Origin of the sequence: Microbacterium trichothecenolyticum (assembly GCF_030818955.1) — a bacterium.
GTDB classification, from domain to species: Bacteria; Actinomycetota; Actinomycetes; order Actinomycetales; family Microbacteriaceae; genus Microbacterium; species Microbacterium trichothecenolyticum_B.
On the sequence record NZ_JAUTBF010000001.1, the window covers coordinates 2719019 to 2737905 of the forward strand.

Consider the following 18887-nt stretch of genomic DNA (forward strand, 5'->3'; position numbering starts at 1 on the left):
AGCATCGTTGAAGGGGACACTACCGAGTATCTCCGACCCGAGAACGGCGGAAGCGAAGACGGCGTGTTGCGCGAACGCGACGTGATGGCCTCGTGCTCGGCACCGGGGTCCGCAGCGAGCTGGAGTCAAGCCGCTGCCATTCTTGGGCCCTAGTTGTACCCGGTCAGGAGGTTGGTGCGGTTCGGCTGGTGGGTGGTGCTCCGATGGCTGAGTGGATGCGTTGAGTGTTGTACCGCTCGATGAAGGGTGCAAGTGCTGCGGCTCGGGCGGTGTTGTTCTCGAAGGGTTGCCGGTAGGCCCACTCGGTCTGCAGGGTCCGGTTGAAGCGTTCGACTTTGCGGTTGTGCCAGGGGCAGTGTGGTCGGATGAATTTCTGCCGGATGCCTCGTTCGACGCAGAGCTGTCGGAGTGAGAACCGGTATGCCCAGGCGTTGTCGGTTATTAATCGCTCGATACGGGCGATCCCGTGATCAGCGAAGTAGTCGATCGCTCGCTCCAGGAATCCCGCGCAGGTCGGCCCTTTCTCGTCCGGGAGAATCTCGGAGTAGGCGAGCCGGGAGTGGTCGTCGACGAGCGAGTGGACATAGTCGAACCCGACCGGCGCATCCCGGTGCCGGTCGGCGATATCGCGGCCGAGGGAGCGCCGGCCGCCGCCGTCGGGGATGCGGCCGAGCTTCTTCACGTCCATGTGGACCAGCTCGCCCGGGCGGTCGCGTTCATATCGGATCGCGGTCGCCTTCGATGCTCGAATCACCTCGCCGGTCATCAGATCGAGCCGGGACAGATGCGGCTCACCACGACGGGCCAGGATCCTCGACGCGGTCCTGGGCGACACCCCGACCATTGCTGCGAGCTGGTCACGGCCCCAGCGCTGCTCCCGCCGTAACCGGACCAGCTCGATCTCGACCAGCTCCGGGGTTCGTGACGGCGACGACACCGGCCTAGTTGTACCCGGTCAGCACGTTGGTGACATTCGGATAGGGAGAAGGCCTCCACGATTGGTGGTGTCTAACGTCACCGAAGTGGAGGCCTTCTCTTGGTCCACCGTAATGCGCGGCTCACGGTCGCGGGTCGTCTGATTCTCGTGCGCCGGGTTCTCGGCGGACGTCCCGTCTCGCACGTTGCCAAGGAGATGGGCGTCTCGCGCCAGTGCGCTCATCGCTGGCTGGCCCGTTACCGCGCTGCGGGCGAAGCAGGGCTGTCCGATCGGTCTTCGCGTCCGGTGTCGTCTCCGACGGCGACTGCCGCCGCGACAGCAGCCGCCGTCGTTGAGCTGCGCTCGCGTGAGCGGCTCGGGCGCGACGAGACCGCCCGCGCTTGCGGGACCAGTCCGCGCACCGTTTCCCGGCTGATCGCGAAGGCGGGGCTGCCGGCGCTGCACGAGCTGGATCCGGTCACCGGCATCGCGTTGCGCGCGTCACGGCGCACCCAGGTCCGCTACGAGCGTGACGCCCCAGGGGATCTGATCCACATCGATGTGAAGAAGCTCGGCCGCATCCCCGAAGGCGGCGGCTGGCGCGTCCAAGGCCCCGCCACGATCGATCATCACAGCGGTCGAGACCGGAAGGTCAAGCTCGGCTTTGACTACGTCCATGTCGCCGTCGACGACCACTCCCGCCTCGCGTTCGCGCAGATCCTGCCGGACGAGAAGGGCACCACCTGCGCAGCGTTCCTCGCCGCCGCAACCGAGTTCTTCACCCGTCACGGGATCCACATCCGTGAGGTCATGACCGACAACGCCAAGAACTACACCGTCTCGGCCGCGTTCCAAGGCCAGCTGTCCCTCCTCAACGCGAGGCACATCACCACCAAGCCGCACTGCCCCTGGCAAAACGGCAAAGCCGAACGATTCAACCGGACCATGCAGGAACACTGGGTCTACCGGGCCCCCTACGTCTCCAACCAGCACCGCGCCGAAGCGCTCGCGCCCTGGCTCGAGCACTACAACTACGCTCGAGCACACACCGCCTGCGGCGGCCGCCCCCCCCGATCAGCCGGGTGTCACCAACCTCATGACCGGGTACACCTAGACGACCGGTCGTTCAACCCCGCGATGCCCTCGGATCGATGTCGAGCGATCCACCGCTGCACGCACCGTCGCGAGACACCCATCGCGGCCGCGATATGCGCCTGCTTCCACCCTGCGGCAGCACGCTCAACGATCAACAGCCGGCCCCGAGGAGTCAGCCGAGCATTACGGTGGGGCACGAGAACCTCCGGTTCGTGAAGACGTCAGATATCTCCACTCAGCCGGAGGTTCTCCTCATCCACAAGACCCGAACCAGCCACCAACCTCCTGACCCGGTACACCTAGTGCGTTCGGCCGCATCCCGTCAGCCGCCCTGGTGCACGTGCACATGGACCCGCCGCAGCCGACCCCCGCGGTCACCCGCCACCGGATGCTCGCGTCGCTGCCCGAAGGGGCTGTCGCTGCGTTCGTGGCGGCATCCGAGGATCCGGGGCTCTTCATCGCCGAGCTGCGCCACCTCGGCGGGGCGGCCGCAGGCCCGGCGGCGGATGCCGGAGCGGTGTCGGCGGTCGCGGGCGAGGACATCGTGCACGGAATCGCGGTGCCGCCCGTGCCCGAGGCGGGTCCGGCGGCGGTCGCCGCGTCCACCGGTCTTGTCGACGCGCTCGAGCCGTGGGCCGGGGAGGGTCTCGCGCTGACCTTCCTCGACGGGGGAGCGGACCGTACGCCGGGGTTCGGGGCGTCGGTCGAACGCCTTCGCGCGCTCAAAGCCGAGTGGCACCCGCGCAACGTGTTCGCTGCGGCGAATCCGGTGAGGTGAGCGGTCGAGGAATCATGCAGCGTCGAGGAGTCGTCTTCACCAGGGTGTCGCCGCCGGACAGCCGGGTAAAGCTAGGGTTCAACGACGGCCGCGATCTGGTCGGCTATTTCTTCGACGGTGTTGAGTGTTGTATTTGCCGCCAGCACGCCCGCGAGAAGCGGGGAGTGAGCCGTCACCTCTTCTTTAGTTACTCGATGCCATACCGGCAAGACGAGGTTCTCGCCAGTTGCCATCTTCGCCGAGAAGAGCGCATCCAGCTCCGCGCGCGTCCAATGCTTGTTGAAGAAATCGGGCGAGAGAATCACAACGCCGAACCGCGCGCGGCCAATTCCCGACTCAATCTCCTGGCGGATGCTTTGCCCGATCTTGATGTTGATTTCGTCGAACCACACAGACAGCCCCCGAGTCTCCAGCGCCTCCTTCAGCGGTCGCGCGATGTCGTCCTTATCCTCACTCGCATGCGACAGGAACACGTCGACATCAGGTGGTGAGCTTCTCGCCGCGGGTTCGCGGGCCGGCGCGTCGCTCACTGTACGGATATCCAGCTTGAACTGTCGCACGGCCTCGTCGTTCTGTCGGCGGAGAGCCTCGAAAGCGCGCTTCTGGTCAGTTTGCTGGGTCTTGATGAACTTTGCCTCAGCTGTCGCGATGCCTCGCTGCTTATCCGCCAGCTTGCGCTCGAGGTCACTCCTCTGCTTCTCCGCCAGGATCGCATCCCGGTCGGCAGACTCTGCCTCCCGCAGCTTCGATGAGATGGTCGTCTGAGACTTGCTCCGGGAGGCGGCAGTCCGTGCGGCTGCAGCCTTCTTGCGCTTTGCGGCGACGGTTGCAGACTTGCCAGCGATGTCTGACTGTAGCCGAGCAGCTTCTCGACGCAGGCGCTCGATCTCGCTCGCTGTAACCACGTGTCCTCCGCTCAGTGGCTCACAACGATAGATCATGCTTTCGACGACATTGCCCTCATTTGCAAGGCTCGCTCGAGACGCCGCCCAGAATCAGCAAGGCCGCCTCATGTTGCATTGACAGATGCGCTCCACGTCACCCCCAACCGATCCGTCAGCATCCCGAACCCCGCGCTCCACGCCGAAGCCGCCAGCGGCTCGACGATCGCGGAATCCACCGCCAACCCATCCCAGTAGCCCCCGCAACTCTTCGAGCGTCGGGCAGCTGATCGACACGAACACCGCCTGGTCGGTGACCGTCGCGTTGTTCTCGCGGTGGGTGGCGCCGCCGCCGGCGATGCCGCCCTCGGTGCGGCCGGGGATGTCGTAGCCCATGAGGCGGAAGCCGTTCTCGGCGGCGACGCGGCCGAAGACGACCTTGTCGGATCCGGGGATCTCGGCCGGCATCGCGAAGTCGGCGTAGGTGTTGACGACGAGGTGTCCGCCGAAGACGGACTGGTAGAACGCGAGCGCCTCACGGGCGTCGCCGCGGAAGTTCAGGTGGGTGGTGGTCTGTACGGACATGTCTGCTCCTCGATGACTCAGCCGGGTTCGGCTTCTGAAATCACAGTTCCAGCCATGTAGGTCTGTTTATGTCCTAAACCGCGACTACCGTCAGAGCCATGGCCGCGACATCCCGATTGCTCGCTCTGCTGTCGCTGCTGCAGGCTCGGCGCGATTGGCCGGGGTCGGTGCTGGCATCCCGCTTGGAGGTCAGCGATCGCACGGTGCGCCGCGACATCGATCGCCTGCGCGAGATGGGGTACCGCATCGACGCGACGATGGGTCCCGACGGGGGATACCGCCTCGACGCGGGGGCCGAGATGCCTCCCCTGCTCTTCGACGATGACCAGGCGCTCGCGGTCGCGATCGCTCTGGGCGCGGCTCCGGCGCTGGGGGCGGGGATCGGCGAGGCCGCGGTGCGCGCGCTTGCGACGACGCGTCAGGTGCTGCCGTCACGGCTGCGGCACCGGCTCGACGCGGTCGAGGTGACGACGGTGGCGCGGGCGGGTGAGGCGCCAGCGCCGGTCGTTCCGCTCGACGTGCTGTTGACGCTCGCGCAGGCGGTGCGTGACCGGGTGACAGTGCGCTTCGACTACCTGCCGCGGGGCGAGGGGAATGCCCAACCCCGCCGGGCGGAGCCGCACCACCTCGTCGCGTCGCAGGGCCGGTGGTATCTGCTGGGGTGGGACCTCGACCGCGAGGACTGGCGGCTGTACTCGGCGGATCGGGTGCGGCCGCGGATGCCGTCGGGGGCGCCGTTCACGCCGCGGACGGTGCCGGGTGGCGATGTCGATGCCTTCGTCTCGGCGCGGTCCAAGGGAGCCGACGTGAACGAGTGGCCCTGCCGGGGGACGGTGCTGTTGCATGCGCCGGCCCGCGACGTGCTGCCCTTCGCCGGGGACGGTGTCGTCACCGCTCTCGACGACGACCGCTGCACCCTCGAGATCGGTTCATGGTCGTGGGGCGCGCTCGCCGCATCGTTCGGGCGGTTCGAGGTGGCGATGGAGGTCGTGGAGCCGCCGGAGTTGGTGGAGGCGTTCGCGGTGCAGGCGGGGCGGTTTGCGGCGGCGGGCTCTTCCGCGGCGGAGTCCCGGCGCGGAAGCTAGCGGCCTGACCCAGCCACTCCGCTACGCCATCGACTTCACCCTCGACGGCTGCGTTCACCCATGGGGCGGGCCTGCCGCCGGATGCCGAGTCCCTGGCGTTCTGGAGCGACGAACTCCGGCGTGAGGCGGCGTCACGCAGCCTGCGAAATTAATTTCGCAAGCAGAGATGCGCGGAGAGCTGTCACCGCCGCCTACCGTCTCGCATCGTTTCAGTTTCCCCATCAGGAGCAACCTGATCGGGATATTTCCTCACAAAGGTTGACAGACCGACGCGCCTGCATCATGGTAAGGGCGTTGCGAAAGCGCTTTAACAACAGTGCTGCTCAAAGAGGAGACAACGATGAATGACGCGTCAACGATGACCGCCGTCCGCCCCAGACGCCGCGCGCGATGGGGGGTGCTCGCCGCAGCGGCGCTGCTCGTCGCACCCCTCCTAAGTGCGGGTGCCGTCACCGCCGCCGTCGCCGCGCCGGGAGACGGCTATTCACCGATCCCGGTGGTGCTGAGCGAGTTCAAAGACCCGGCGCAGTGGCAGGTCTACACCAACGACGGCGCGCAGGGGACCTTCCGGATCGACCCGTCGGCATCCGTCACCGGTGACTCGTCGGGGCTGCTCGACATGAGCATTCCGAGCGGCACGGTCGAGATCGCGGCCGATGTGCCGGCGACCGATCTCGCGGCGCTGCGGTTCTCGGTGCGCTCGACGACGATCGACAGCGTGGCGGTGCGTCTCGTCGACAGCACCGGTCAGGTGCATCAGCAGCGGGTCGAGCTCGATCCCGCGGCCGCGGGGTGGCAGACCATCGTCCTGGAGTCGTTCGACTCGGGGGCGAACTACGTCGCGTGGGGTGGACCCGCCGACGGCGTCTGGCGCGGACCGGTCACGCGAGTGGCGTTCGTGGTCGACAAGTGGGGCACGCTCGACGGGGCGACCACCGGTTCTCTCCACATCGACGCGCTGCAGGCCCTCCTCCCCGTTCCGCCGTTCGCGGTGGTCCCGACCACGGTCGGCAATGCCTTCGACGTCGGCCAGCCCGTCACGCTCGGGTTCGTCTCGAGCGCGCAAGACCTCGCGTGGACGGTCCGCGACGCGAGCGGCACGGTCGTCGACAGCGGTTCGGGACAGGTGGCCGACCTCGACGGGGTGATCCCGGTCGACGCCACCGCCCCCGGCTGGTACCAGGCGCAGATCCTCGCCACCGACGCCGACGGCACGGTCCACGAGGGAGGAACCGACTTCTCGATCCTCGAACCCTTCGACTTCACCGGCTCGGACGACAACCGCCTGGCCGCGGCCACGCACTTCGGCGGTACCTGGCCCCTCGACCTGGCCCCGCTGCTCAGCCGTGCGGGATTCTCGACGGCGCGCGATGAGGCCTACTGGTCGGGCCAGGAGACCACGGCCGGTCAGTTCGTGTGGCAGGAGAAGGTGAACGCCTACCAGGCGGAACTGGAGCAGCTCGACGTCGACCAACTGCACGTGCTCTCGTACGGAAACCCCCTGTACTTCGCCGACGAGGCTCCGAGCACGCCCGCCGACCGCTTGGCGTTCGCCAACTACGCCCTGAAGTCGGTCGAGAAGTTCGGCACGGATGACACCATCTACGAAGTCTGGAACGAGTGGAACTGGCGCGACCTCGACGGCGCCGCGGGCGGGTCGGCCGAGCAGTACGTCGAACTGCTGAAGGTCGTGAACGACGTCGTCCGGGCCGAGTACCCCGACGTGACGCTGATCGGTCCGGCACTGGCACCCATGAACGACTGGGCCGGATGGATGCGCGACTTCGCGGAGGCAGGGGGCTTCGACCTCGTCGACGGTCTCTCCACGCACCCGTACACGTTCCCCCAGGCGCCGGAGGGCTCGACCCGCTACGAGGGTCACATCGCCACGCTCCGCAGCCTGATGACCGAGTTCGGTGCCGACCTGCCGATGTACCTCACCGAGGTCGGCTGGCCCACCAGCACCAACTCCCAGGGCGTGAGCGAGTTGGTGCAGGCCCGACTCACCACACGCGCCGAACTGCTCGCCCTCGAAGACGGCATCGCGCAGTACACGATCTACGACTTCATGGATGACGGACTGGATGCCGCCGAGATGGAGCACCGTTTCGGGATCGTCCGCAACACGAACGATCCGCGCGGGTCGTTCACGCCGAAACCCGCGTACGTCAGCAATGCCGTGCTCGCCCGTCAGATCCACGAGCGCCCGGTGCTGCGCTCCGAGGACCTCGGGGCCGGACTCTACGACGTCGTGTTCGACGCCGGCAGCGGCTCCGAGCTGCACGCCGCCTGGTCGACGGTCGGCGGAGCCCTCACGTTCGCCGCGACCGGGCAGGTGACGGTCACCGACCTCTACGGGGGCACGACGACGCTGACCCCGGATGCCGCCGGCCGCGTGTACGTGTCGGTCGGGGAGGACCCCGTCTACGTCGAGGGCTCCATCACGGACGTGACCGCCGGGTCGCCCTTCCGTCTCGCGGTCGACGCGGAGGTCGCGGGAGACGCGACCGCGGGCCGCGTCATCGCGGACAACACCGCGGGCAGCGCCGCCCTCGCGTTCGAGGCGACGGCCGAGTCGCAGACCACCTCGGGAACGGCCGCGGCCGGCGGGGAGGGCGAAGCGCCGGTGAGCTTCGCGGCTCAACCGCAGGAGGGCGCGAGGACGTACGCCGCGACGGTCGCCGTCGCCGGTGCCACGGTCGCGCGGGTGACGAAGGCGGGCACCGCCGCGGCGCCGCTGAGCGTGGTCGGCACGCACGCGATCGCCCCCGACGGGCAGGAGCAGCTCTCGCTCGCGGTGCACAACTCCTCCACCCGCGACGTGACGGTCGCGGGCGTCGACTGGAGCGTCGGCGACCAGACCGGCACCGGCCTGGAGGGCCAGAACGTCGCCGCCGGGCAAAGCCTCGTGCTCCCCGTCGCCGTCGACGTCACCGCGGCCGTCGACTGGTCGGCCGCGGTGCGCCGAGACGGCCTCGCCCCGCTGACGAGTTCGGGGAAACTCGTCCCGGTCGCCGCGACGACGGAGGTTCCGCTGCAGGCGATCGTGGTGGACGGGGTGGTGGACGCGGCCGTGCAGGCTCTGCCCGCGCAGGACTTCCTCGCCGCCGGCGACCCGCCCATCACCGGCTGGTCGGGACCGGCGGATGCCTCGGGGTCGCTGTGGCTCACCCACGACGAGCAGAACCTCTACCTCACGGCGCGGATCACCGACGATGCCCACGCCCAGCCCGCGACGGGCGGCGACATCTGGCAGGGTGACGGCCTGCAGTGGGGCTTCACCACGGGCGCGCCGGGCGAGTCGCCGCGGGTGCACGAGCTCGGAGCCGCGCTCACCTCCGCCGGTGTCGACGTGTATCGGTGGGCGCCCACCGACCGCGCCTCGGAACCCGAGGGCGTGCAGTCGGGGATCGTCCGCGATGACGCCGCGGGCGTGACCACGTACGAACTCGCGGTGCCGTGGAGCACGCTCGAGGCCGATCCGTCGACGCGGCTCTACAGCACCACGGTCGTCGTCAACGACAACGACGGAGGGGGCCGCGACGGCTGGCTCACGTGGGGCAAGGGCGTCGCAGAGACCAAGAACGCGGCCCTCTACCAACCGTTGCTGCTCGGCGGTGCGCCCGCTCCTCTGACCCCGGAGCCGACTCCGTGACGCCCCCTCCTCGACGAGCGGCAGGGCGGACCCGGCCGAGCGAGGCCGTGACGGGTCTCGCCACCGTCCTGCTGCTCGTCGGGGAGGGCCTCGGGAGGATCGCGCCGCGACGGGCGACGGAGACCGTCGCGCGGATGACGCGCCGACGTCACCCGCGCGAGGCCACCAGCTGCGACAGCTTCTCGAACTGGCTCGGATCTTCCAGGGCCGACCCGACGGCGACCGCTGTCGCGCCGGCGGACAGGAACGCGTCGGCGTTGCGCGCGGAGATGCCACCGGATGCCACGACGTTCAGGCGCGGGAAGGGGCCGGTCGTCATCGCCGCGAACCACGCCGGGGTCAGCACCGTCGCGGGGAACGCCTTGACCCACTCGCTTCCCCCCGCGATCGCCGCCTGGATCTCACTCGCCGTCGCCACCCCGGGGAGGTGGGGAACGCCGACCTCGCGGCTGCGTTCGACGACCCCGCGATCCAGGCCCGGAGCGACGGTGAACGACGCTCCCACCCGCGCGCACAGGTCGACCTGCTCGCGCGTGGTCACGGTGCCGGCCCCGCAGCCCACACCTCGCTCTCGCGCGGCGGCGATCGCCGCTTCGAGGGCGGGCACGGCATCCGGGGTCTGAATCGGCACCTCGATGAGAGAGATGCCGAGGTCGAGCGCGGCGTGGGTGAGACGGACGGTCTCGGCGACGGAGTGATTGCGCAGCACGGCCATCACGGTGTGATCGCGGAAGGGGGAGGACGGGGTCATCGGGCGATCGCTTTCTCGGGGCGGGATTCGTCGGCGACTCGGAGGGCGCTCCACTCGTCGTCGTCGAGGTGGCGCAGGCGCTCGAACTCCGCCTCTACGGGGGCGAGCGCGACGTCGGCGGAACTGCGCAGAGCGTGCGCGGCCATGAGGTGGCCGGACCGCAGGGACAGCCGCGGGTGTTCTTCCGTGAGCCACCCCGCGAGGTATCCCGCCGCGAACGCGTCGCCCGCACCGACCGGCTCGACGACGTCGACCGCGAGTGCGGGCACGCGGTGCACGGCATCCGTCCCGTCTGCCGAGACCACGAGCGCGACGGCGTCGACGTCGGCGTCCTTCACGACCAGCGTGCGCGGCGAGGGCAGAACCGCGCGCACGCCCTGTGCGTCGGAGCAGCCCCAGAGGCGCTCCGCCTCGTCGCGGCCGACGAACACGACGTCGGCGGCGTCGGCGAGCACCCGCAGGCGCTCGGCCGCGGTCGCCGTGTCGGGCCACAGCGCGGGGCGGTGGTTGACGTCGAAGCTGACGGCCGCGGTCCGTGGAGCGCGGAGGATGTGCTCGACGAGCGCGTCGCACCGCGGGGAGAGGGCGGGCGAGATCCCGCTGAGGTGGATCAGCCGGCGCTCGCCGAGGCGCAGCCCGTCGAGGTCGTCGACCGACATGACGGATGCCGCGGACCCCGCGCGGTAGTAGCGCACGACCGTCGTGTCGCCCCGGCGTTCCTTGAAATACACGCCGGTCGGGCGGCGCTCGTCGCGCACGACGGCCGGGTGATCCACGCCGTGACGGGTGAGATCGGCGAGAACGCGCTCGCCGAAGGGATCGTCGCCGAGGCGGGACCACCACTCGACGGCGACGCCGCGGGCGGCGAGCCCCCGCGCGACGTTCGCCTCGGCTCCGGCGACGTGCAGCCGGACGCTCTCGGCGGTGGAGAGAGACGCTCCGTCGGAGACCGCGCCGAGCACCATCGCCTCACCGATGCACAGGACCTCGGATCGGCGGAGAGGGGCACGATCGTGCGGGGGTGTCGCGTCGGGTGCCATCCGGGTCTCCTCATCGAGCGGCCATGCAAAGAAAGCGCTTTCGCACGGTGGCCCCATTGTGAGCGCGGGGAGGAGGAGTGTCAAGTCAGCGCACCGTCGGCGGAGCTCCGGTCGGCGCTATGCTCGCGGGATGCCGATCAACCGTGATGTGCGACTGGCAGACGTCGCCGCGGTGGCCGGGGTGTCGCTGGCCACCGCGTCCAAGGCGCTCAGTGGCAACGACCGGGTGTCCGAGGCGACGAGGGCGCGCGTGCGCGCGGCCGCCGACCGGCTCGACTTCCGCCCCAACGCCCTCGCGCAGTCGTTCGCGTCGGGGCGCAGTCGCACGATCGGCGTGCTCACCCACCGTGCCGCGGCGACGTTCTCGCGACCGGTCGTCATGGGGGCCGTGCTGGAGTTCGGCGAGCGGGGCCAGGCGGTGCTGGTCCTGGACGGCGAGATCCAGGCGCACCGCGAGATGAGCAACAGCATCCGCACGCTGCGCGATCGTCGGGTCGACGGTCTGCTGGTGGTGGGCGACGGGCACGAGCACGTCTCGCCCTCTCTCACGCACCACTTCGACGTGCCCGTCACCTACGTGTTCACGGCGCCGGACAGCCCCGAAGACTCGGTGTACCTGCCCGACAACGAGCAGGCCGGGTACCTCGCGACGCGCCACCTGATCGACACCGGTCGCACCCGCATCCTCCACCTGACCGCGGATGCGACGAGCCTCGCGGTGCAGCGACGGGAGCACGGCATGCGACGCGCGCTGAGTGAGGCCGGCCTCCCGCTCGCGGGTGCCGTGAGGTACGGGGCGTGGAGTCGCGAGTGGGGGGCCGCGGCGATGGAGGCGGTGCTCGATGAGCGCATCGACTTCGACGCGGCCTTCTGTGGCAACGACCACATCGGGTTCGGGGCGATCGACGTGTGCGAGGCGCGGGGAGTCGGCGTGCCCGGCGATGTCGCGGTCGTGGGCGTCGACAACTGGGAGGGCATCGTCTACGACCAGGACGTGCGCCGGTTGACGACCATCGACCTCGAGTTGATGCGGCTCGGCCGACTCGCAGCCGCCGACGTCATCGGGGCGGATCGGCGAAGCGGCGAGCGGTTCCAGGCCCCGACGCTGGTGCTCGGCCCGTCGTCGTGAGCTGAGGCCGGCTGTCGCGAAGGCCGGGTGCACCCGGGGTGGTCGGCCGTATCGGCCGTCGCCCGCGGTCCCTGGTTGACATCGCCCGCCCTTGTGTGGTTCTCTTCAGCGAAAGCAGTTTCGCATTCAGGTCAAGGGAGCCCGACGTGCAAGAGAGTTCGACCCGTGACGGCACGGTGCCGCCGCGGATCCTCGTCACCGGAGCGGACGGTCTCATCGGCCGGGCCACCGTCGATCGACTCCTGGGGCGGGGGATCGCCGTCACCGCCCTCTCACGCTCGTGGTCCGCGCCGATCGCGGCCGACCGGATCGTCACCGCCGACGTCGCCGACGAGAAGCGCGTCCACGAAGCCCTCGACGACGTCACCGCCGTCGTGCACATGGCCGCGATCCCGCACCCCGACATCGACACGCCGCGTGCCGTGTTCGTCGGCAACACGTCGGCCACCTTCACCCTCCTCGCCGCGGCGGGGGAGCGTGGCATCCGTCGCGCCGTGATCGCCAGCTCGATCAACGCCTTCGGCATCCCGATGAACCGGCACGCCCTCTCCCCGGCGTACTACCCGCTCGACGAGCTCATGCCGGTCGCGCACGACGATGCGTACTCGCTGTCGAAGTGGGTGGACGAGCATGCCGCGCGGCTGGCGCACAGCCGCTGGGGGATGGATGTCGTCGCCCTGAGGTTCCCGCTCGTCCGCTCGCTCCCCGACCTGCAGGCGTGGGCCCGGACGCTGCGCGACAACCCGGCCGAGCAGACGCGCCTCGCCCGCGAGGGGTGGGCCTACCTCGAGCTCACCGATGCGGTCGACGCCATCGAGCAGTCGCTGTCCGCCCCGCTCACCGGCGCGCACACCCTGCTCCTCGCCGCCGCCGACACGCTGCTCCCCGACGCCACCGAAGACCTGCTCGACGCGCACGCCCCCGGCGTCCCCCGCCGCCGGCGGTTCGAGGGGCGACGCAGCCCGCTCGACGTCTCGGCCGCCGAACGCCTGATCGGCTGGCGACCGCGCCACGCGATCGACCCCGACTATGCCGCCGCGTCCCAGGAGACGGAGGTGACCGCATGAGCATGCTCGCCCTCGAGCCCGCGTTCGCGCAGCCGTGGCCCGCGCGGGAAGACGTCCGCATCACGGCCGTGCGCGCCATCGTCACCGCCCCCGGCGGCATCCCGCTCGTCGTGGTCAAGGTGGAGACCAGCGACGCCGGCCTGTACGGCCTGGGCTGCGCGACCTTCACCCAACGCTGGCGCGCCGTCGTCACGTACGTCGAGGAACACCTCGCGCGACTGGTCGTCGGACGCTACCCCGGCGACATCGAAGACCTGGCCCGTCTGGTGCGGTACAGCTCCTACTGGCGCGAAGGGCCCATCGGCAACAACGCGTTGTCGGGTCTGGATCAGGCCCTGTGGGACATCGCCGCCAAGCGCGCCGGGATGCCGGTCCACGAACTGCTCGGCGGAAAGGCACGCGCCGCCGCGGACACGTACCTGCACGCGGCCGGGCGCACGATCGAGGAGACGCTCGACCAGGCCGAGCAGCTCCGCGACGAGGGCCTGCGCCACATCCGCCTGCAGGTGGGTCAGTCGGGACTCGGCCACTACGGCGCGCCCTGGACCTCGGATGTCACCGACCCCCGTGCCCCCTACCCGTCGGGCTGGCGGGTCGGGGAGTACCTGAGGCGCACACCCGAGCTGTTCGCCGCCGCCCGCGAGCGTCTCGGCGGCGACATCGAGCTGCTCCACGACGTGCACTCCCGGCTGACGCCGAAGCAGGCGGTCGCACTCGCCCGCTCGCTGGAGCCGTACCGCCTCTTCTTCCTGGAGGACGTGGTGGCGCCCGAGCACTGGGACCGCCTCCCCGAGGTGCGAGCGGCCTCGCCGGTGCCCCTCGCGGTCGGCGAGCTCACGACGTCGGTGACGGATGCCGCGCGGCTCGTCCTGCAGGGAGGTGTGGACTACATCCGCTCCCACGTGTCCGACATCGGCGGGCTCACCGCTGCTCGGAAGATCGCGGCCGCCGCCGAACTGGTCGGCGTACGCACCGCCTGGCACGGCCCCGGCGACACCTCGCCGATCGGCGCCGCCGCGAACGTCGCGCTCGATGTCACGAGCCCGGCGTTCGGCATCCAGGAGGGCCACGTCTACCCCGAGGCGGTGCACGAGGTCTTCCCGGGCACGCTGCGGATCGTCGACGGATGGCTGACGCCGAACGACACCCCCGGCTGGGGCATCGACCTCGACGAGGCGGCCGCCGCCCGCTTTCCGGCCGGCGTCTCCGCGCACGACGCGTGGGCCGCCCGCGTCCGCGGGATCGATGGAGCCCTCATCGCCCCCTGACGCTCTCTCTACCGGCCCTGACCTGCCCCACCACCCCTATCCACCAGCACGAGGAAGTACTGAGGAAGAGATATGAACGCCACACAGCTGAGGAGAACCCTGCCGGTCGGCGCCGCGATCGCGGGCCTGGTCCTGCTCGCCGGTTGCAGCGCCGCAGGCGGCGGTGACTCCGCCGACGGGGAGGTGACCATCACGGTCGCCGGCAAGCCCACCAGCGAACGCCCCGAAGAGCTCGCCGCCTTCGAGCGGAACCTGCAGGAGTTCAGCGAGCTGCACCCCGAGATCACCATCGAGGCCGACGAGTCGCAGTTCGACGTCCAGACCTTCCAGGCGCAGCTCGCCGGCGGGCAGCTGCCGACGGTGTTCTACGTACCGTTCACCGAGATGCAGGGACTCATCGCCCGCCAGCAGGTCGCCGACCTGTCGGCGAGCATCCCCGCGGACTCCATCGTCAACGAGATCAACCCGAGCATCCTCGACATCGTCCAGGATGCCGACGGTGCCACCTACGGCATCCCGATCAACGCCTACAGCATGGGCCTGCTGTACAACCGCGACCTGTTCGCGCAGGCCGGACTCGACCCGAACAGTCCCCCCACGACCTGGGACGAGGTGCGCGCGGCCGCCAAGGCCATCGAAGACAAGACCGACGCCCAGGGCTTCGCCAGCATGACGATCGAGAACACCGGCGGCTGGGTGCTCACCACCACCTCGTACGCCTTCGGCGACACCCTCGAGTCGGAGGACGGCACCACGGCGACGGTCGACAACGAGGGCACCAAGGAGGCACTGGAGTTCTACCGCGACCTGCGCTGGGAGGACAACTCGTTCGGATCGAACTTCCTCCTCGGCTACGGCGACGCCATGAACGCCTTCGCCGCCGGGTCCATCGGGATGTTCGTGCAGGGCGCCGACGCGTACGCCTCGGTCGTGGTGAACCTCGGGATGAACCCGGACGCGTTCGGCGTCGGGCCGCTTCCGCAGCAGCCCAACGGGCTCGGCACGCTCGGCGGCGGAACGGCCGCGATCGTGAACCCGACGGCGACCGAGGCCCAGCGGGCCGCGGCGCTGGAGTGGATCGAGTTCGTCAACTTCCGCGGGTTCACCGACCAGGACACCGCCGTGGCCACCGCCAAGGCGTCGTCGGAGGACGGACTCGCCGTCGGCGCTCCCGCGCTGCCGCTGTTCAACGCCGAGGTCACGGACCGGCACCTCGACTGGATCAAGGACTACATCAACGTCCCGCGCGAGAACTACGAGGCGTACCTCACGAGCGTGAATGACATCACCCTCGTGCCGGAGCCGGCGACGAAGGCGCAGGAGGTCTACGGCATCCTCGACACCGTCGTGCAGGCGGTGCTGACCCGGGAGGACGCCGACATCGACTCCCTGCTCAGCGACGCGCAGAAGAGCGCGCAAGCCGCGATCGACGCCGGCTGAGCCCGCACGACCCCTCGATCCCGCCGCGCCGGCCACTCCGCGCCGGCGCGGCGGGACACTCGACACAACGGAGGTGAACGAGATGAGCAGCGCGACCGAGACGACGCCCCGGCAGGAGATGGCGCCGGCGGCGTCGACGAGCGAGACCTCGCGACGACACGACGGCCGGGTCCGCCCCCGCGCCCGGGGGAAAGTCGTCGGGTGGGTACGCGGCGGCGGTCTGTCGACGCTCGTGTTCTTCCTGCCCATGCTGGTCTGCTTCGGGTTCTTCTCGTGGTGGCCGATTCTCCGCTCGCTGCCGCTGAGCATCCAGAAGACCAACTTCCTCACCAGCGAATGGGTGGGACTGGCCAACTTCGGCCGGGTGCTCGCCGACCCCCTCCTGGGTACGGCCGCGTGGAACACCACCTGGTTCACGATCCTGGCCCTGGTGATCGGCTTCCCCGTGCCGATCCTCCTCGCCGTGTTCATCGCCGAACTGCGCAAGACCCGGGGGCTGGCATCCGGACTCGTCTACCTGCCGGTGATCTTCCCGCCCGTCGTTGCGGTGCTGCTGTGGAAGGCGTTCTTCCAGCCCGGCCCCGACGGGCTGTTCAACACCCTCCTCGGATGGGTCGGCCTGGGACCCCTGGCCTGGCTCAACGACGGCAACCTCGCGATGCCCTCGATCGTGCTGCAGGCGACCTGGGCGTCCTTCGGCACGGCGACGATCATCTACCTCGCGACGCTCATGAGCATCCAGACCGATCTCTACGAGGCCGCCGAGACCGACGGCGCCGGGGTGTTCCGCCGGTTCTGGCACATCACGCTGCCCCAGATGCGCGGGGTGATCCTCGTGCTCCTGCTGCTGCAGGTGATCGGGACGTTCCAGGTGTTCACCGAGCCCTACATCATGACCGGCGGCGGTCCCGAGAACCGCACCGTCACGATCCTCCTGCTCATCTACCGGTACGCGTTCATCTCGGGCGACTACGGCCGAGCGACCGCCCTCAGCCTCATGCTGGCCGCCGTGCTGTGCGTGCTCTCGGCCCTGTACCTCTGGCTGACCCGCAAGTGGAGCACCTCATGAGCATCGGCATCGCCCCCGACCAGAACGCCACCGAGAACGCCACCGACAACACCGCCGCGATCGTCCAGCCGCGCCGCCCCCGCCGTCGCCCGGCGAGCGTCGAGGGGGAGCGCAGCATCGTCTCGCCGCTCGACCGCCGCGACCCGCGCGTGCGGGTGACGGTGAGCGCGATCGGCGGGCTCCTCGTCGTGCTCCTCGCGGTCACCTGCGCCGGCCCGCTGTTCTGGCTCCTGAAGGCTGCGACCTCGACGTCGCAGGAGACGCTCGCCGAGCCGTTCTCGCTGTGGCCGTCCGGCATCCACTGGGAGAACTTCGCCGACGTGTGGATCCGCGTCGACTTCGGCACCTACTTCCTCAACACGATCTGGATCATGGCCGGATGCCTCTTCTTCGGGCTCCTGGTCGCCACGACCGGCGGGTACGGCTTGGCGGTGCTGAAGCCGAAGTACGCCCCCATCGTGTCGGCGGCGGTGCTGGCGACGCTGTTCATCCCCGGGGTCATCTCGCTCGTGTCGCTCTACCTGACCGTCGTGAACGTGCCGATCTTCAACGTCAGCCTCATCAACACCTTCTGGGCCGTGTGGCTGCCCTCGGCCGCCAGCGCGATCAACGTGCTGCTCATGCAGCGTTTCTTCGCCGCGATCCCCGCCGAGATCTTCGAGGCGGCGCGCATCGACGGGGCGGGGCCGTTCCGGGTGTTCTTCTCGATGGTGCTGCCGATGTCGAAGCCCATCCTCGGCGTCGTGAGCCTGTTGACCCTCGTGGGCGCCTACAAGGAGTTCCTGTGGCCCATGCTCGTGCTGCCGAACCCGAAGGATCAGCCGATCTCGGTCGTGCTGCCGCGGCTGGAGAGCACCGTCGACTACGGACTGTTCATGGCTGCCCTGTTCATCTCGGTCATCGTGCCGGTCCTGCTGTTCCTGGTGTTCCAGCGGCAGTTCCTCAGCGCGGCCGGCAACGCCGGGGCGCTGAAGGGCTGATCGCGTGCGCGTCACCACGGTCGAGACGTTCCGCGTCTCGCAGCGGTTCTGCCTGGTGCGCCTCGGCACCGACACCGGTCTCGTCGGGTGGGGCGAGGCCACGCTCGAGAGCCGCTCCGCCACCGTCGAGACGGCGATCGCCGAGCTCAGCGAGATCGTCGTCGGGCAGGACCCCCGAGCAATCGAGCGGTTGTGGCAGCGCCTGCGCAAGGGCGGCTTCTACCGGGGCGGTCCCGTGCTCGGCTCCGCCGTGGCCGGCATCGATCAGGCGCTCTGGGACCTGAAGGGCAAGGCCCTCGGCGTCCCGGTCCACGAACTGCTGGGCGGGCCGACCCGCGATCGGGTGCGCGTGTACACGGGAGTACCCAGTGCGGATGCCGCGGCGATGGCGACCGAGGCCCGTGCCCTCGTCGCGGCGGGGTACACCGCGCTGAAGACCGCGCCCGACCTCACCCTCGGCTATCTCGACACCCCCGCGGTGTACGACGAGCTCCTGGACCGGTGGGGGGCGCTGCGCGATCTCGTCGGGCCGCGGGTCGACCTCGCGTTCGACTTCCACGGTCGCGTCTCGCTTCCGGCATCCCGAATCCTGTTGGAGGGCATGAGTCGGATCGCCCCGCTGTTCGTCGAGGAACCGCAGCCCCCGGAGCTGCAGCGCGAGATCGGGCGCATCTGCGCATCGACGCCCCTGCCCATCGCGACGGGCGAGCGGCTCTACGACCGGTGGGAGGTCGGCGACGTCATCGGCCAGGGGATCGCCGTCATCCAGCCCGACCTGTCGCACGCCTACGGCATCAGCGAGGTGATGCGCATCGCCGCTCTCGCCGACGTGCACGGGGTGCACCTCGCTCCCCACTGCGCGACCGGGCCGGTGGCGTTCGCCGCGTGCCTGCAGGTCGACCTCGCGATCCAGAACTTCCTCATCCAGGAGTGCCACCTGCGGCTGCACGATCCGGGTTCGCACCCGTGGTGGCGGTTCGTCGTGGGCACGCCCTTCCTCTTCGACAGCGGGTACGTTCACGCCCCGCGCGGCCCCGGCCTCGGGATCGAGCTCGACGAGGACGCGATCCGCGCCGCCGCCCGACAGCCCACTCTCGAGAACTCGCCCCTCCTCGCTCTCCCCGACGGCTCGTACGCCGAGTGGTGAG

14 protein-coding genes and 3 pseudogenes are annotated in these 18887 nt (G+C 69.8%); 11 read left to right on the forward strand and 6 right to left on the reverse strand.

Going from position 1 to position 18887, the window contains the following annotated elements:
- Positions 1 to 163: 163 nt before the first annotated feature.
- A pseudogene (locus QE412_RS12835) lies at positions 164 to 949 on the reverse strand (IS481 family transposase); the annotation flags it as partial.
- Positions 950 to 1036: 87 nt separating this feature from the next.
- On the opposite strand from QE412_RS12835, the pseudogene QE412_RS12840 reads away from it, so the two are divergent.
- A pseudogene (locus tag QE412_RS12840) lies at positions 1037 to 2016 on the forward strand (IS481 family transposase).
- Between the two features lie 9 nt (positions 2017 to 2025).
- Here QE412_RS12840 and QE412_RS12845 read toward each other — a convergent pair.
- Positions 2026 to 2208, reverse strand: a pseudogene (locus QE412_RS12845) (helix-turn-helix domain-containing protein); the annotation flags it as partial.
- A gap of 149 nt (positions 2209 to 2357) precedes the next feature.
- On the opposite strand from QE412_RS12845, the gene QE412_RS12850 reads away from it, so the two are divergent.
- Positions 2358 to 2789 (forward strand): BBE domain-containing protein, encoded by a 432-nt coding sequence (locus tag QE412_RS12850; RefSeq protein WP_307484367.1) that lies wholly within the window; start codon positions 2358 to 2360, stop codon positions 2787 to 2789.
- Between the two features lie 71 nt (positions 2790 to 2860).
- On the opposite strand, the gene QE412_RS12855 is transcribed toward QE412_RS12850, so the two are convergent.
- A complete protein-coding gene (locus QE412_RS12855; protein ID WP_307484369.1) occupies positions 2861 to 3694 on the reverse strand; it encodes a toll/interleukin-1 receptor domain-containing protein in 834 nt (277 codons plus the stop codon).
- Between the two features lie 90 nt (positions 3695 to 3784).
- Positions 3785 to 4255, reverse strand: coding sequence for a VOC family protein (locus QE412_RS12860; RefSeq protein ID WP_307484372.1), 471 nt, complete (start codon positions 4253 to 4255; stop codon positions 3785 to 3787).
- Between the two features lie 98 nt (positions 4256 to 4353).
- Between QE412_RS12860 and QE412_RS12865 the strand changes: the two genes are divergently transcribed.
- Positions 4354 to 5340, forward strand: a complete 987-nt coding sequence (locus tag QE412_RS12865) for a helix-turn-helix transcriptional regulator (protein ID WP_307484374.1) — start codon at positions 4354 to 4356, stop codon at positions 5338 to 5340.
- Positions 5341 to 5680: 340 nt separating this feature from the next.
- Entirely contained in the window at positions 5681 to 8995 is a 3315-nt protein-coding gene (locus QE412_RS12870; protein ID WP_307484376.1) for a sugar-binding protein, read from the forward strand.
- Positions 8996 to 9143: 148 nt separating this feature from the next.
- Here QE412_RS12870 and QE412_RS12875 read toward each other — a convergent pair whose 3' ends face one another.
- The gene (locus QE412_RS12875) at positions 9144 to 9746 is read right to left on the reverse strand and encodes a bifunctional 4-hydroxy-2-oxoglutarate aldolase/2-dehydro-3-deoxy-phosphogluconate aldolase (protein WP_307484379.1); all 603 of its coding nucleotides are present in this window, start codon (positions 9744 to 9746) and stop codon (positions 9144 to 9146) included.
- Positions 9743 to 10786: a sugar kinase gene (locus QE412_RS12880; protein ID WP_307484381.1), complete on the reverse strand. Its 1044-nt coding sequence runs from the start codon at positions 10784 to 10786 to the stop codon at positions 9743 to 9745. The genes QE412_RS12875 and QE412_RS12880 overlap by 4 nt, the downstream gene beginning before the upstream one ends.
- Positions 10787 to 10916: 130 nt before the next feature.
- On the opposite strand from QE412_RS12880, the gene QE412_RS12885 reads away from it, so the two are divergent.
- The 7 genes from QE412_RS12885 to dgoD all read left to right on the forward strand — a co-directional run bounded on the left by QE412_RS12885 (position 10917) and on the right by dgoD (position 18886).
- Positions 10917 to 11915 (forward strand): LacI family DNA-binding transcriptional regulator, encoded by a 999-nt coding sequence (locus QE412_RS12885; protein ID WP_307484383.1) that lies wholly within the window; start codon positions 10917 to 10919, stop codon positions 11913 to 11915.
- 146 nt (positions 11916 to 12061) lie between these two features.
- A complete protein-coding gene (locus QE412_RS12890; RefSeq protein WP_307484387.1) occupies positions 12062 to 12982 on the forward strand; it encodes an NAD-dependent epimerase/dehydratase family protein in 921 nt (306 codons plus the stop codon).
- Positions 12979 to 14250, forward strand: coding sequence for an enolase C-terminal domain-like protein (locus tag QE412_RS12895; RefSeq protein WP_307484390.1), 1272 nt, complete (start codon positions 12979 to 12981; stop codon positions 14248 to 14250). Before QE412_RS12890 ends, QE412_RS12895 begins: the two co-directional genes overlap by 4 nt.
- Before the next feature lie 72 nt (positions 14251 to 14322).
- The gene (locus QE412_RS12900; RefSeq protein ID WP_307484392.1) at positions 14323 to 15690 is read left to right on the forward strand and encodes an ABC transporter substrate-binding protein; all 1368 of its coding nucleotides are present in this window, start codon (positions 14323 to 14325) and stop codon (positions 15688 to 15690) included.
- An 82-nt stretch (positions 15691 to 15772) separates the two neighbouring features.
- The gene (locus QE412_RS12905) at positions 15773 to 16759 is read left to right on the forward strand and encodes a carbohydrate ABC transporter permease (protein WP_307484395.1); all 987 of its coding nucleotides are present in this window, start codon (positions 15773 to 15775) and stop codon (positions 16757 to 16759) included.
- Entirely contained in the window at positions 16756 to 17739 is a 984-nt protein-coding gene (locus QE412_RS12910) for a carbohydrate ABC transporter permease (protein WP_307484397.1), read from the forward strand. The genes QE412_RS12905 and QE412_RS12910 overlap by 4 nt, the downstream gene beginning before the upstream one ends.
- Positions 17740 to 17743: 4 nt before the next feature.
- Positions 17744 to 18886, forward strand: coding sequence for a galactonate dehydratase (dgoD, locus tag QE412_RS12915; RefSeq protein WP_307484400.1), 1143 nt, complete (start codon positions 17744 to 17746; stop codon positions 18884 to 18886).
- Position 18887 lies beyond the last annotated feature (1 nt).

Coding starts and splice junctions, on each gene's coding strand:
- QE412_RS12880 (WP_307484381.1), bottom strand. CDS start 10,786: ATGGCACCCGACGCGACACCCCCGCACGATCGTGCCCCTCTCCGCCGA.
- QE412_RS12885 (WP_307484383.1), top strand. CDS start 10,917: ATGCCGATCAACCGTGATGTGCGACTGGCAGACGTCGCCGCGGTGGCC.
- QE412_RS12865 (WP_307484374.1), top strand. CDS start 4,354: ATGGCCGCGACATCCCGATTGCTCGCTCTGCTGTCGCTGCTGCAGGCT.
- QE412_RS12900 (WP_307484392.1), top strand. CDS start 14,323: ATGAACGCCACACAGCTGAGGAGAACCCTGCCGGTCGGCGCCGCGATC.
- QE412_RS12875 (WP_307484379.1), bottom strand. CDS start 9,746: ATGACCCCGTCCTCCCCCTTCCGCGATCACACCGTGATGGCCGTGCTG.
- QE412_RS12895 (WP_307484390.1), top strand. CDS start 12,979: ATGAGCATGCTCGCCCTCGAGCCCGCGTTCGCGCAGCCGTGGCCCGCG.
- QE412_RS12850 (WP_307484367.1), top strand. CDS start 2,358: ATGGACCCGCCGCAGCCGACCCCCGCGGTCACCCGCCACCGGATGCTC.
- QE412_RS12860 (WP_307484372.1), bottom strand. CDS start 4,255: ATGTCCGTACAGACCACCACCCACCTGAACTTCCGCGGCGACGCCCGT.
- QE412_RS12910 (WP_307484397.1), top strand. CDS start 16,756: ATGAGCATCGGCATCGCCCCCGACCAGAACGCCACCGAGAACGCCACC.
- QE412_RS12905 (WP_307484395.1), top strand. CDS start 15,773: ATGAGCAGCGCGACCGAGACGACGCCCCGGCAGGAGATGGCGCCGGCG.
- QE412_RS12870 (WP_307484376.1), top strand. CDS start 5,681: ATGAATGACGCGTCAACGATGACCGCCGTCCGCCCCAGACGCCGCGCG.